Raw genomic sequence first — 15,123 nt, forward strand, 5'->3', positions numbered from 1 at the left:
CATTCTTCCCCCCGGGTACGTTTCCGGGATCTCCTCTTTCGCATTATAATAATGCCAAAGCAGTTTCGGACACTGGAGTCCGTTGAGGTATTTTGATTTGGAGAGGAAGGGGGTGGTTGTCATAGTTTTTTGTCGTCACCGTTTAACTTGTCGTCAGGCGAAAGCATGTATGTGAGACAACTCAGCTTTACTGAAACAAAATATTACAGTGATGAATAATACTTCTTAATCTTCTTCGCCATCAGAATTCGCCTTTCCCGAAGAAATTCGTCGTAGTTGTCCACATTCATTTCCATGATGGACTCCGGTATACAATTCATCTTCAGGCTCGACTTGAGCTCATCCATGTCTTCTATCGATCCGTACTTCAGTTTGCCGCCATTACATTGTTTCTTGAGTTCTTCAAAATACGTATCCGGGGACTTGTTTCCGATTTTTACGTTTATCTCAGACTGCATGTAAACGTAGTTCGCAACTTGATTGTATCGCCCCTTCTTAAAATCGCTCTTCTTCAAATAGTCTTTCGGAAATATGTGGTGTATGTCGCCTCGATGCGTTATAAGGTCATTGATCGTGATATCTTTCGATAGAAAACCTTTATCATGAAATTTGACTTGAGCGGCAAGAAACACATTGAAACTTGGACTGTTGGTCGAAATAGTTTCAAGGTCCTGTATCAAAGCGGATTCCCAGAAAGCATCGGATAATTCAGCTGTTTCCCTATCTTTAAGATATTCACCAAATGGACGGGACGTCATAGCTTTTACGTCGGCGTCAAAGATCGACTCCGGAGAACCGGAATAGCGGCCCGTTAAAATTGACATAACAAGCCATTTCTTGACAAATGATTCAATTTCTCCTGCGTTATAGTTCATTGCTCGCAGCTTGAGGTAGACGATGTAAGCCATATTAAGAGCATTTTGAGAACGAATCAGGTCGGGCGAAATAAAGCCTGCTGATCGAATGATCATGATGAATCTTTTGAAATTCGTCTCATTGATAAAATTCAAAATTCCTTTTTCAAGCGTCTCAAAAGAATCCTTGACGATAGTTTCCTCATACGTTCGTGTTTCAAAATTTCTTCCTGATAAAAGACTCACGAGATCTGACAGCCTTCCACGATTAAATTCTGATGTGAAAGCTACCCGCAGAAGATCTGAATAACTTGGATCATACAAATCATCATTCTCTTTTTTCAACCAGGACATCTTCTGAAAATAATCTGTCCCCGCAAACTCTTTGTCCACATCCACAATTTGATTATAGAAATCCGGAGCTATTGCCAAATGGCAAAAATAGTCAATACATTTTCGCAGCCGTGATCCGCCGTAGGTTTCATTGGACGCGATCTTGGACATGGCGAAGTCCGCCTGACTGAGAACTACGCCTTTGGAATTGATACGTATAAAAATCTCCGTAACCGTTTCTATATCAAGGTCGTGTGACAATTCGATCAAGCCGATCTGTTTCTTTGGAATCTGCCTCAGCGCCTCTATTTTGCCGTAAATGAGTTTCCGGTCGACGCCCTCATTCTTAGAACAGTAACTCTCTACTAAATCAAACACATCGGCATCGCCGGTGATGATTTTCGAAATATCGGGAAGCCAACGTACGTCCTTTTCAATCGCCATGTTGTAAACTTCGAACTTGTCTTCCAATGGCTGAAAAGAGATAACGATCTTCGTCCGCTTATAATCCATGTCCACAATATACTGCCCGAGAATAGATGCTGTGAGCGCAGTAACTCTCTGCTGGCCATCGATCAGAATCTTTTTCCCCTCGGATGTTTTTCCGTCTTTGAGTCGTATGTTTGGATTTCTCCAGGCAATGAGGTAGCCGATCGGATATCCTTGATACAAGGAATCCAATAGGTCACGTACTTTCGTGGCATCCCAGACGAACGGCCTCTGAATTTCCGGGATAGCTATTTCACCGGACTTAACCCATGATAGAATAGTTTCAATCAGATGCTGATTAACAGCGTACTTTTGCATGTCCATAGTAATACCCTCTCTTATTTCTTCTCCTTGTTCAAATACTCAGCCACCATTGTTCGGTATACTTCCCACTTGGCATCCTTCAAAGTATACTGGGGATGACGATATAATGGTATCAATGGTCGTGCAAGTGCATTATTTTCGGCAGCTATCGGTACCAGTTTAGGGTTCTCATAGAGCGCCACCGCGTCAAGTTTGTCACTTTGTTCGTCAAGCAGTGATTCATAAATAATTTCAGTCGTCATCAGCACGGGAATATTCATATCCGGAAATTTTCGATCCAGTTCATCTTTTAAGTGCGGAATCCAAACTTTAGCTGCCTCTTTCCAGGCTTTCGAATGCTCATACGTTGTTTTTGTAAAATAATTTCGGCAAACATTTTCAACGTAGATGGTATCCAAGTCAAGCCCTATGAGTTCAAGGTTATTCAAAATCTTATCAAAATACGGATTGCTCTCCCTCTTATCGTACATTTCCATTTCGAAAACAAATTGAAAGGATTTAAAGATTTCTCCGTATTTTGGATAATAACTGGGATCTGCTCCAAGCACAATTGCTTTTACCTTTTTAAGATTCCTGCAATACGGTTCCGGCCACGGAAAGACATCCTTTATAGAATCCGGGAACTCTTCTTTAAGTTTTTCAAATAACTTTTCCATAAAACCTCGTTGGTTATTTCACTCTTCCTACGCCGCCCAAAGTTCCGCCAGCGTCTCGGCCTGCGCAAGAACCGTATCAACGGCTTTTTCCTGTTTGTCCGGCGGATAACCATATTCGCGAAGCACGCGGCGAACGATCACGCGCAGTTTAGCGCGAACGTTTTCTTTGATCTGCCAATCTATCGATGTATTGGCGCGAACGCGTTCGACGAGTATGCGTGCAATCTGGCGCAAGGTCTCGTCGCCCAAAACCTGCACCGCGCTGTCATTAACTTCCAAGGCATCGTAAAACGCCAGTTCTTCCACGGATAAATTGAGTTTCTCTCCCCGCTTATCTGCATCTTTGACATTCTTAGCTAAATCAATTAACTCGCTGATAATTTCAGCGGCGGTAAGCAGATTATTCTGATACTTGCGAATCGTATTTTCCAGCATCTCCGATAACGCCTTGCTCTGAATGAGATTGTATTTTGACCGTGTGCGAATTTCATCGCTCAAAATCTTGCGAAGCAATTCGATCGCGAGATTCTTGAATTTCATGCCCTGAATTTCTTTCAGGAATTCATCAGACAGAATAGAAATATCCGGTTTCTTAATTCCCGCGGCGTCAAATATATCAATCACTCCGTCTGCTGCAACAGCCTTATCAACCAATTGGCGAATCACTGTTTCAATAGCTTCATTTCCCTCTCCACCGCCGTAGGTGTCAAACTTGGCCAACCGTGCCTTGACTGCCTGGAAAAAAGAAACTTCTGCTGACACTGTATCGGCTTCCGTCGTCGACTTGCACAACGCATATGCTTTGGACAACAGCGTTACTTCACGGATATAACGCTCTTTACCGCTCTCAAGAGATAGTATATGCTCTTCGGCAGTCAGAATAATCGCAAGTTTTTCAGATAGCGGCGCGGTATAAAACCCTTTGTAATCATAACCGTGCATCATCTGGCGCACAACTTCTAATTTCTCATTCATGGCGCGAACGGCCATGTCAATATCCAGCGCCGGTTCGCCTTTACCGCCGCTTTCGGTATATACCGCTAATGCTTTTTTCAAATCCGAAGCTATGCCGATATAGTCTACGATCAATCCGCCGGGTTTTTCATTGAATACGCGGTTGACGCGCGCAATCGCCTGCATGAGACTGTGTCCGCGCATGGGTTTGTCCACATACAGCGTATGCAGGCACGGCGCATCAAATCCCGTGAGCCACATATCGCGAACGATTACCATCTTCAGCGGGTCTTTATCGTCTTTGAGCCGGTCACCGATGGCTTTCCGCCTGTCTTTATCGCGAACATGCGGCTGGTAACTCGCCGGATCGGATGACGAACCGGTCATGATAACTTTGATCGCGCCTTTGTCGTCGTCCTGATGATGCCAGTCGGGGCGCAGTCTGATGATCTCGTCATACAGAAGCACCGCAATACGGCGGCTCATCGCAACAATCATCGCCTTACCAATGAAAACCTGTTGCCGATCCTCGAAGTGTTTTACAATGTCTTTGGCAACTTCTTTCAATCGGTCGGATTGGCCAACAATCGCTTCGATGCGCGTCCATTTTGATTTTGCATTGTCAACCATATACTCCGGCGCGCCTTCGGCGGCAATTAAAAGCCCGTCGTCGAGTTTGTTCTTCTCGTCTTCTTCGAGATGAACTTTTACCAGCCTGCTTTCATAATATATGCGAACGGTCGCGCCGTCGAGAACGGCTTGGGAAATATCGTACACGTCGATGTAATCTCCGAAAACGGTTTTCGTATTCCGGTCGGTGAGTTCCACCGGTGTGCCGGTAAATCCGATAAACGTCGCATTGGGCAAGGCGTCGCGCATGTGCTTGGCAAAGCCGTACGTGATCTCCGTTCCGAGCGTGTTGCCTTCTTTGTCTTTTCTTTCTTTAGTTTTGGCTTCAAATCCGTACTGCGTGCGGTGCGCCTCGTCGGCTATGACAACAATATTTTTTCTTTCGGACAATAGCGGAAATCTCAATTCGTCGTCCTGCGGAAAGAACTTCTGAACGGTGGTAAATACAATGCCTCCCGACGCAACTTTCAAAAGCGATTTCAGATGCTCACGGCTTTCGGCCTGAACAGGAATTTGCCTCAAAAGCTGTGTGGATGCGGCGAAGGTGTCAAAAAGCTGATCGTCGAGATCGTTTCGGTCGGTAATGACGATGATCGTGGGATTATCCAGCGCCAGCACTAACTTGCCCGTGTAAAACACCATCGAAAGGGATTTTCCGGAACCCTGCGTGTGCCACACGACGCCGCCTTTTCGCGTGCCTTTATCGGAGGAAGCACCGATGGTGGACGCAACGGCTTTCTGAACGGCGTAATACTGATGATAGGCGGCCAATTTCTTAACCGTCTCGATTCTTACAATGTCCTGATTACCAGGCCGCGTGCCCTGAGCTTGTCGAAGGGACGCGGACTTTTCAAAAACTATAAAATAACGGATCAGGTCGAGCAAGGTCTCTTTATTCAGCATGCCGTCAATGAGCGTGATCATCTGGCTGACGAGATGCGAGGCTTCCTTTTTGCCGTCGGCGGTTTTCCATGCCATGAAACGCGACAGCGCGGAAGAGATCGTCCCCGCTTTCGCTTCCAATCCGTCGGACGCGATCAGAAACGCATTGTAATAAAACAGCGAAGGAATCGCCGTCTTATAATTCTGCAATTGCTGAAAGGCTTTCTGAACGGTCGCCTTCTCATCGGTAGGATTTTTCAATTCAAAAACAACCAGCGGAAGACCGTTCACAAAAAGAACGATATCCGGGCGTTTATTCTGATTGTTTTCGATGACAGTGAATTGATTGCACACCACAAATTCATTATTCGACGGGTTCTCAAAATCCACGAGCCAGACGGTCTTGCCGCGTTCCCCGTCGTCGTGGCGCACGTCGAGCGTGATGCCTTCGGTGAGAAAACGGTGAAAATTCTCATTGGTCTGCACAAGATCGGGCGTGGCCACGCGCAGAACTTCCTTGAGCGCCTGTTCCTGCACGGGCGCGGGGATATGAGGATTGATTCGCGCGATCGCGGCCTGTAATCGACCGGTCAGAACGACCTGCGCGTAATTTTCCCTTTCCGGCGATTCTCCGTCGCTGGCGATATTCGGGCCGTAGAGATAATGGTATCCCAATTTCTCCAAATGCCCGATGGCCAATAATTCTATGTCGGATTCGGTGATTTTCACTTAAACTGATATTTTTCTTCACGTAGTAGAAATGCATCCTTACCTCCCTCTAATCCAATGAGAGCCTCGCGCTGTGATTCATCCTCGATTGTTGTATGGGAGATTTGCGTCCTGCTTGTCTTATCGTCAATCCTCAGAATATGAATTAGCTCCGAATCGCCATTCACCACAAAATTTGCATTATGTGTAGCAAATATGATTTGGCGATTTTGTTTTTGATTTTTTATTAAGTTAACTAGATACTGAGAAATTAATAGACTATCCAAGTGAGCTTCCGGTTCATCAATAATAATTGGATTATTCCCAAGTAGTACCAAAATCACAAGGACTGCAGTGCATCTTTGACCAAAAGATGATTTCTCAATCGGTCTTTTGTCATAGTAAACCCGCACCCTCTTGAAATCTAACCAATTGAGGCTATGATGATATGCAATTAGTTTGAACAGCTCGTATTTGGCCTGGTCGTTAAAAAGATCTATGAGAAAAGGTTTTGCTGATGACGTTGAGGGACATGCGTTTAGTGCAGCTAAATACGATTCTTTGTTGTCACATTCAGTCGGCTTTTTATGAAAAAGAATTTCATAAAGAAAGGAATCACCTTTATGTTTACTCTTCAAGAGATCTTCTTTGAAGAATTCCTTGAAATCGTTAAGCGTCTGGTTCAGTGAAGCTTCCACATCAAATTCAATTTCAACTGATATTGTCTTAATGGTCGCTGAACTAATTTTTAATGTATCATTAATTGTATTAACCTGGCTTTTGATAGTGCTCTGATATGCATTACTGGCATCTTTAATTGCTTGTTTGGAAAATGACTCCACAGTATGTTTAAGACTGTCGATCTCGCTTTTCTTATCTATTAATTTTGATGACAATTGTGATAGCCGAACGCTAGCAGTACTGAAGTCTTCTTGATTTTCAACAGTGACTCCTTTCTCCGATAGATACTTCATTAATTTGGTTCTTAGCCCCTGAATATCTGTCTTTAATTGAGCAACAAGGCCTTCGTCTTTGGAAAAGTCTGTTTCCTGCGCATTTTTCAGAAGAACTTCAATTCCATCGATAAGTGCATTAACCGCAGTTGAATACGCATCTGTAGCCACTTGTTTTTGGAATTTCTTTTTTATATCGCCCAAAGCGCTTGTTAATTGCACATATACTTCCGCCGCACGCTCAAGACTTGCTAATTGTTGTGATTTTTGAGTGATCTCTCCATTGAGGCGAGTATATTCCTCGCTCGAATATGAATCTACTATTCTCTTATTTACTTCGATGTCTCGTTGAATTGACTCATATTCTCGATTAAGGGACGACAATTTATCTATATTTCTCAAATAGTCCTTAAAGGCTTCAAGTTGTAACTTAAGTAAGCTCTCTGCCGCATCAATCTTGCCTTCCGTGTCCTTTTTCTGTATGCGACCATAAACAGATTCAGTTAATTTCAGATGCTTTTCAGCTAACTCCTCAACTTCATTTTGACTTAAAAAATCAATGTAACGTTCGTCGGCACTGTGATCAACGGAAACATAATCGGCGGGAGAAAGGTGTTTACCCTCTTTATCAATAATCCTTCTTTCTCTAAAGAAAGAATTCTGCCCTGGACGAATTTTCTCGTGTATCAAGTTGATGATCGTACTTTTTCCTGTTCCTCGTCCGCCAATAACACATGTTAAGTTTGGGCTAAAATCAAGCTCGCTAGCCCCTGACAAGCAGAAAGGATCATCATCCAATCGGCAATCATCAGGAAAAGAGAAAGATACTTTGCTGATACGGCGCGGCGGTGTAATCGGTGGCTTTTCGGCTATATGAATACGATATTGTGGCTCGTACGTAATTTGACGCAACCCTTCAAAAGTTGGCTCAGCCTTGATCCATAAATTTTGCTTGGTTGAATAGGCTTTGACGTCATGATTATCGGAACAAATAATTAATGGTAGCTCAAATTTGATTGTTGGAAAGACTGTATCTCGGTAATCTTGCTGATCACTTTCGTCACCCAGTTCTAAAACATCTATGAAGTCACGGGCTAAATCAGTCTTGAGCTGTTGTTTAAATTGATCATTATTTTTAATGCTTTCGATTGAGTTCGATTTCCCTCCTGCGTGAACAGTAACTAATCCTCCCAGTTCATGAATCAATTTGCAACTCTCTTTAATATCGCAATAAATTTTCTGATCGCCTCCTCGCTTTTCAATGTCTTTGGGTGTAATTGAACAACCAGATTGTAGTTTTATCCAAATATCCTCGATATCACTCTTTTCAGAGAAAATACCAATAAAGTGAACCGATTCACTTCCGCCAAGTTCTGAACGGAGCTCAATACCCGGTAGGATAGTAATCTTATCTCTTCCTATTTTTTGGAGTTCTCTGATATTCTGCACATTAATTGTGTGATGGTCTGTAACTGCTACACAAGACACCTCATGTTTTATCAATTCTTGAATAATTTCTTCATTTGTGATTGATTTGTTATTGTAATCAAATGATGATGGACTATGAAAATGCAGATCCCATTTTGCCCATGTTGAACCTTTAGTTCCCATATACTACCCTCACTTCCCCGCTCATCAGCTTCGGCAATAGCGCGTCGCGCAATTGTGTCAATGTTCTGATTTGATAAATATTTGAATGTTTTTTTTCAAGTTGTTGCATTGCAAATTGATTAAAGAGGCTAACTGTTTTTAGGTTAGGATATTGAACATCGAGATCAAGGATTAGCGCCTTGTCAGCATGAGGGATAGCTGATCCTGTTGTATTCTCTTTGATAAAACTTTCATTAAATTTTAGAAAAAAGAAGATAAAAAACGGGTAAGAAAACTCAGATTTTGGCTTAAATAAACCAATTGTTGACCCAACGATTCCTTCAAACCCTAACTCTACACGTCCACTACTTCCACCATCCATTACCATTAATATTTCATCTTTCTTCGCTATCACCATATCCTGTGGATCAGCATAAAGAGTCTTGCCAGTATCAAAAGTTTCAATTAATATTTGAGGAACTGAGCCGTCCGTATAATGTTCCGAAGTATTAATCGGTTTTTTTCCTTTTGCGAATTCAATTAAATCTCCCAGCTTTCCCATCTCCCACTCCTCATCCGCTTCTTCCATAAACCACTGCCGAAAGAGAGTTTCCGCGAGGGCTTCGAGGGTTTGATTCTGGCGGTGGAGCAGATCGATCTTGTCGTCAAGACTGCTGAGAATCGAGGCGATGGCGCGTTGTTCGGATTCTAACTCCGGTAGCTCAATGGGTATCGATAATAGATTTTCCTTTGACAGTTTTGGTTGAACTGCGCCTGTTATATATGGGGATAAATCCAGATTTGCGAAATAATGTACAATTAAATCGTTAATATACTTTTCGTTTCCTTTGACAATATGAGCATGATTATTGACCCAAAATTTGCCTGTTGCTTTAAAAGCTATTGGCGTTTGTCTGCTTCGCAAATTTTCACCATCTTCAGAAATTAAAACGTATTCACCGTCAAAAATATAATCATCAATGTAATCAACTATTCCGGAGGCTCCGTAATAAGGAAATGACCCTTTTCGTTTCGCACGTTCCCCTGAATTTAGAGGTTTACGCTTTTGATTATGTATTTCTGCCAAGTCAGAAAGTGTGTAATTCTTCCACTCACCCATTAGCTGCTTTAGCTCCTGTAATGCTTTCCACCTGTTGAGTCACATAATCCAGAATGGACTCACTTGTCTTTTCGATCACGTATTCCTGTTCCCGGTGTGTGAGATGCTGATCATACAATTTCGTCAAAAAAGTATCCTGTCCATTGGATGAAAAACCGATGGTGTAATGGTAGTCTTTGAGATGAAAATAAAGGTCTTTATAACAATCGAAGGCTTTGATCCCCGCGCGTTTGAAACCGTTCAGCCTGATTTCGATCCTGAATTGGTAAAAATGCTGTTTTTCCCTGACATGTTTTTTCGCTTCGGCTTCATTGCGATATCCGGTATTATCGATATGAACTTGGATTTCATACTGATGAAACATTGGAATAATCTCTTTTTCCAGCGCGGCCAAAGTTTTCTTCTTTAATGGCAAAACGATCTTTGTAAAAAGTGCGGCGCTGTTTTTGTCATCGCGCTTGACCTTCGCTTCAGGCCCTTTAAGCTTTTTCATCAAAACTTTCAGATGATCCATTTTCTTGTCGACAGGCCTCTGAAGCCTTTCGGCTTCCTGATCCAGTTCTTTTTCGAGTTGTTCTATCGTCGGCATCTCACCCTGCAAGTCTCCCGGGATAGCTTTTGCCAATTGATAATCGGCCACACCCAGCGGCGTGTCAATACCTTTTAGAGCAAATCGCACGACGGTTTCGTTGGGCGTCTTGCACAGCAGCACACCGATCGTGGGTTTATCGTCATCGCTTTTGATCTGCTCATTCACCGTATTCACATAAAAATTCAGCTTGCCTGCATATTCCGGTTTGAACTCGCCCACTTTTAATTCAAAGACGACAAAACTGTGCATTTTTGTATTGTAAAATAAGAGATCAAGAAAGTATTCGTCTTCTTCGACTTTCAGATTATACTGATTACCGACGTAAGCAAAGCCCCGGCCTAGTTCGAGCATGAATTTCTTGACATGCTGAATAAGAGCCTTCTCAAGGTCTTTTTCCTGCATTTGCAAGCCTACATCGAGGAAATCAAATACATACGGATTTTTGAGCGATTCTTTGGCCAAGTCTGAATGCGGTTTTGTAAGTGTATTTTCAAAATTGGTAATGGCTTTGCCTTGACGTCGGTATAGGCCGCTTTCTATTTGCCATACCATCGCATCACGGCTCCATCCGTTAAGTATGGTTTGCTCAATGTAAAAGCGCCTCTCAATCGGACTCTTTACTTTGTCTAACAAAGTGATATGATGATACCAGCTCAATTGTGCAAGCCGGACTTGCACAATTGAGGAATCCGAAATGGCACCAGATCGTGCAAGCGGGACTTGCACTATTGCTTTTGACTGTTTGGTAATTCTCTTTTGTGCAGCAGGCGGCTGCACAAAATCAGGATATGCGTCCGCAAAGGCGCGCATGTATTTGAGATTTCTGACCGATACGCCTTTAAAATCAGGGAATTCCATTTTGAGATCGTGCGAAAGGCGGTCAATGATCTTAGTTCCCCATCCCTCTTCTTTTTGCTGCGCAATAATGGCTTGGCCAATTTCCCAATATACGCCAAGTAACTCCTGATTTACCGACAGGGCGGCCTTCTGGCGCGCATTTCTTATTTTTTCTTTAAGATCGCCTAAGAGCTTTTGATACTTCTTATCCGGTAGTCGCATCGTATTTTATCTTCTTCAGGTTATCCAGAATCTTTTTATTTAATTCATCCTCTTCCGCCATTTGCTTTTTAAGTTCCGCTTTCAGAGACGAAAACCGTTCCGCAAAATTAAAATCATCTTCATCATCCGGCAGGCCGATATAGCGGCCGGGCGTGACGACGTAGTTCAGGGCTTTGACTTCCTCGATCGTCGACGACTTGCAGAAACCCTGCACGTCTTTGTAGGCTTTGTCGGAATTGCGCCAGTGATGGTACGTTCCCGCGATAAGCTTGACGTCGTCTTCGGAGAGTTCCCGCGTGCGCCGGTTGACCAGAAATCCGTGATTACGCGTATCAATGAAAAGGATTTTTCCTTTTCGTTTCTGTTTATTCCGCGAGAGAAACCACAGGCAGGCGGGAATCTGCGTATTGAGAAAGAGTTTCGTCGGCAGATTGACGATGCAGTCGATGAGATCGTTTTCGATCATCGCTTTGCGGATGTCGCCTTCGGAATTGGTTTTGGTTGTCAGTGAGCCTTTGGAAAGAACGAATCCGGCTTGTCCGCCCGGCGCGAGATGATACATGAAGTGCTGAATCCAGGCGTAATTGGCATTGGCCGGCGGCGGCGTGCCGTATTTCCACCGTCCGTCCGTGGCGAGCAGTTCCCCGCTCCAGTCGCTGTCGTTGAAAGGCGGATTAGCAATGACGAAATCGGCTTTGAGGTCGGGATGCGCGTCTTTGAGAAATGAGCCTTCGGTATTCCACCGGATATTACTGCCGTCGATCCCGCGAATGGCGAGATTCATCCGGCAAAGGCGGTAGGTCGTCTGATTGCTCTCCTGTCCAAAAATGCTGATGTCGTCGATCTTGCCTGCGTGTGCGAGAACAAATTTTTCGCTCTGCACGAACATGCCGCCGGAGCCGCAGCACGGATCATACACGCGGCCCTTGTACGGTTCGAGCATTTCCACCAGCAGTTTGACCACACTGCCCGGCGTATAGAACTGGCCGCCCTTTTTGCCTTCGGCTAAGGCAAACTGGCCGAGGAAATATTCATACACTTGTCCGAGTAAATCTTTCGCGCGGCTTTTAGTATCGCCGAGCGCGATATTGCCGATAAGATCGACGAGTCCGCCGAGGGTGTTTTTGTCCAGATTGGCGCGGTTGTATTGTTTGGGCAGAACGCCTTTAAGCGTCGGATTCAGCGATTCGATCGCGTCCATGGCGTCGTCCACGATCTTCCCGATCAGCGGGTCTTTGGCTTTGGACAGCAGATAATTCCACCGCGCGCCGGGAGGAACGTAAAAGACATTTTCCGCGCGGTATTCGTCTTTGTCTTCCGGATCGGCGCCTTTGTAATGGCCTTTGCCTTCTTTGAGTTTGAGATACATTTCCTCGAATGCGTCGGAAATGTATTTGAGAAATATCAGCCCGAGTACGATATGTTTATACTCGGCCGCATCCATATTTTTGCGGAGTTTGTCCGCCGCCGCCCAGAGCGTTTTTTCAAGAGGTTGTTCTTTGGGTGGTTTGTTTATTTTTTTTGGCACGACGAGTCCGCCTGAAAGTAGTTAGTATCGGTTAAGAATTATTCAATCATGATTGACTTCAGCATTTAGGCATTGAAAAGAACTACGATAGGACAGTGTGAAATTACATATATGGATCAGAAATGTCAATGACTTTGATCAGGTTTTTTTGCTGGTGATGAGTGTTAGTCCAACCTCAACCCTATCCCTTCTCCTTATAAAGGAGAAGGGCACGTACTAATCGAGAAAGTACGTGCCCTCTCCTCACTGAGGAGAGGGAAAGGGTGAGGTCTCGCTGAGTTGTTTCATTCCGTGTCCAATAATTGAATAAGATTGATGAGCGTTTGCTTTGACACTTGCAAGGTTCCGACCCGGTATTCCGTCGGGTAGACGTAGAGACATTTTCTTTGCCCGGAAATGAGAAGATCGTAGCTTCCGAGCGAAGCGACCCGAGCCGCGTCTGCCGGCGGCTTCCCCCGAAATTCAAAATCCTTTTTCTGGTCCAGCTCCATACTCGCCCTCCTCTACGATAAACCGGTTTCGATTCACCGCGCATCAATTTAAGTAACCGCCGGCACTGAATCAACCCGCGGGAAGTCAAACCTATAAGGTTTATCGAATCAATAGTCATCCGTCAGGCCGCTCTATCAATCAGCAATCGAGGATAGAAACAGGATCTATTCTGGTAAACCTTATAGGTTTAATGCGCAAGGTTCGGTTGCTTCCTTCCGCGAAGCGGTTCCTTCGTGCGCAAGTCAGGTTCTTTAATGCCAAATTTTCGCATTGAGTGCGCAGACTTGGTTCCTTAATACCGAGAGTCGGTTCCTTTCCGCGCAGGTTCGGTTCTTTAATGCCGAAGTTTGGCATTGAGTGCGCAGACTTGGTTCCTTAATGCCGAGGGTCGGTTCCTTTCCGCGCAGGTTCGGTTCTTTAATGCCGAAGTTTGGCATTGAGTGCGTGGCTGCCGGAAATCCCCCGCGCTTCGCGCACCCCCTTTTCAAGGGGGAAGGAAAAACCAACCTCAACCCTATCCCTTCTCCTTTTCAAGGAGAAGGGAACGTACTCTCGAGTTAGTACGTCCCCTTTCCCTCGTACGAGGGGAAGGGCCAGGGATGAGGTCGAATTCCGCGGCCTTGAAAAAAATGCCGGAGAAAACCCGAGTTCGCGAATGAATTTCGCGAAAAACCAGTCAACAGACTAGTGAACGATTTACATTCTAAAAGTTAAGACATGTTTTTCGCAGCCGAAGTTTTCTTTGCTGCTTTCTTTTCAAAAAGAAAGCAGATTCGGCATTTTTTCAAAATCCTCCGACTCTCCGCCGCTGCTCGGGACAGCGCTTTTCAAGGGACTGAAAACACAACCCCCTAACCGCTTTTGTGAATGGGGAATAATACAAATGTCCGTAATTCGGCTGTGGGAGCGGATTTGCTAAGTGTGAAAAAATATTTCACAGTGTTTTTTTTATCGACAGTTTTTTATTGAAAAAACTTTTCTAACTAAAAGAAATACAACAAAAAATTTTCGGCACGATTTTTAATATATAATCAGACAACCAACATTTTTTCACTTCACTTTGAAAGGAACTTTTTATGAACCCCACCATGAACCGCCGGCTCAAGCCGGCATTGATCCAGGCCGACAGAGACGCTGTCGCGGCATTGGAAAAGATCGCGGCCTACAGTCCCAATTCGCCTGACCTTCTCCTCACGGCGATCCGGGAAGTCCAAACGGCGATGACGCAGATGCAGAAGCAGAGAGTGCAAACCTATGTGGCCGCCCAATCTGCCGACGACGATGCGACCGCCAAAGAGACGGAGTTTCATAACCTCATCCTGCGCGTGAAAAAGCAGATCGTGGCGCAGTTCGGCGAGGACAGCAATGAGATCCAGTCTTTAGGATTGAAGAAAAGATCGGACTATAAACCACCTAAACGGAAGATCGGGAAAACTGCCGCGTAATGTGGCCATTCCTGATCCCGTAGCCGGAAGGAGTCGATAAATTTTCTGCAAGTCCCGGTCGGTTCGCAGGAGCCGGCCGGGTTTTTTTGTTTTTTTAGATCTTTGGTACCCCCTCCAGAGGCTGATCCGCCTTTGGCGTGATTTGCTGAACAACCCCCTAACCCCCTTTTTTGAGGGGGAATGAATACCAATCCCCTGTAGAATAATTCTGAAAACTTACTGTATTGCATTTGCATTCACGGCCTTGAAAAAAATGCCGAGGAAACCCGATTTCGCGCCTCCATATCGGCGAAAAACCGGTCGACAGACTTTTTAAATTACCCGGATACAAAAAACTAAGACATGTTTTTCGCCGCCTGTTCAGCGAACAAGGGTTTAGGCATTTTTTTCACAGCCGAAGTTTTCTTTGCTGCTTTCTTTTCAAAAAGAAAGCAGGTATAAAAAACCCTCTCTCGACTTCTCTAACCCTTCTGAGGGGAATGAATACCACAACCCCCTGGCCCTCCTTCGTTAC

Annotated in this window: 9 protein-coding genes; 1 reads left to right on the forward strand and 8 read right to left on the reverse strand. The window is 44.5% G+C overall.

Annotation, left to right across the window (positions count from 1 at the left end):
* Positions 1-203: 203 nt before the first annotated feature.
* The 8 genes from F9K33_14520 to F9K33_14555 all read right to left on the reverse strand — a co-directional run bounded on the left by F9K33_14520 (position 204) and on the right by F9K33_14555 (position 13,163).
* Positions 204-2,000: a DUF262 domain-containing protein gene (locus F9K33_14520; protein KAB2878056.1), complete on the reverse strand. Its 1,797-nt coding sequence runs from the start codon at positions 1,998-2,000 to the stop codon at positions 204-206.
* A gap of 14 nt (positions 2,001-2,014) precedes the next feature.
* Complete coding sequence (locus tag F9K33_14525; GenBank protein ID KAB2878057.1) at positions 2,015-2,656, reverse strand: hypothetical protein; 642 nt, start codon at positions 2,654-2,656, stop codon at positions 2,015-2,017.
* 27 nt (positions 2,657-2,683) lie between these two features.
* Complete coding sequence (locus F9K33_14530; GenBank protein KAB2878058.1) at positions 2,684-5,851, reverse strand: type I restriction endonuclease subunit R; 3,168 nt, start codon at positions 5,849-5,851, stop codon at positions 2,684-2,686.
* Positions 5,848-8,394: an AAA family ATPase gene (locus F9K33_14535; protein KAB2878059.1), complete on the reverse strand. Its 2,547-nt coding sequence runs from the start codon at positions 8,392-8,394 to the stop codon at positions 5,848-5,850. The genes F9K33_14530 and F9K33_14535 overlap by 4 nt, the downstream gene beginning before the upstream one ends.
* The gene (locus F9K33_14540; protein ID KAB2878060.1) at positions 8,384-9,493 is read right to left on the reverse strand and encodes a restriction endonuclease subunit S; all 1,110 of its coding nucleotides are present in this window, start codon (positions 9,491-9,493) and stop codon (positions 8,384-8,386) included. The genes F9K33_14535 and F9K33_14540 overlap by 11 nt, the downstream gene beginning before the upstream one ends.
* Positions 9,486-11,144 (reverse strand): DUF1016 domain-containing protein, encoded by a 1,659-nt coding sequence (locus F9K33_14545; GenBank protein KAB2878061.1) that lies wholly within the window; start codon positions 11,142-11,144, stop codon positions 9,486-9,488. Before F9K33_14545 ends, F9K33_14540 begins: the two co-directional genes overlap by 8 nt.
* Positions 11,128-12,672 carry an SAM-dependent DNA methyltransferase gene (locus tag F9K33_14550; protein ID KAB2878062.1) on the reverse strand — a complete coding sequence of 515 codons (1,545 nt, stop codon included), beginning with the start codon at positions 12,670-12,672 and terminating at the stop codon, positions 11,128-11,130. Before F9K33_14550 ends, F9K33_14545 begins: the two co-directional genes overlap by 17 nt.
* A gap of 284 nt (positions 12,673-12,956) precedes the next feature.
* On the reverse strand, positions 12,957-13,163 hold the full coding sequence (locus F9K33_14555; GenBank protein KAB2878063.1) for a hypothetical protein: 207 nt from the start codon (positions 13,161-13,163) through the stop codon (positions 12,957-12,959).
* 1,077 nt (positions 13,164-14,240) lie between these two features.
* Between F9K33_14555 and F9K33_14560 the strand changes: the two genes are divergently transcribed.
* Positions 14,241-14,609: a hypothetical protein gene (locus F9K33_14560; GenBank protein ID KAB2878064.1), complete on the forward strand. Its 369-nt coding sequence runs from the start codon at positions 14,241-14,243 to the stop codon at positions 14,607-14,609.
* Positions 14,610-15,123: the final 514 nt, after the last annotated feature.

Source organism: bacterium (genome assembly GCA_008933615.1).
In the GTDB taxonomy this organism is placed as follows: domain Bacteria; phylum CLD3; class CLD3; order SB21; family SB21; genus SB21.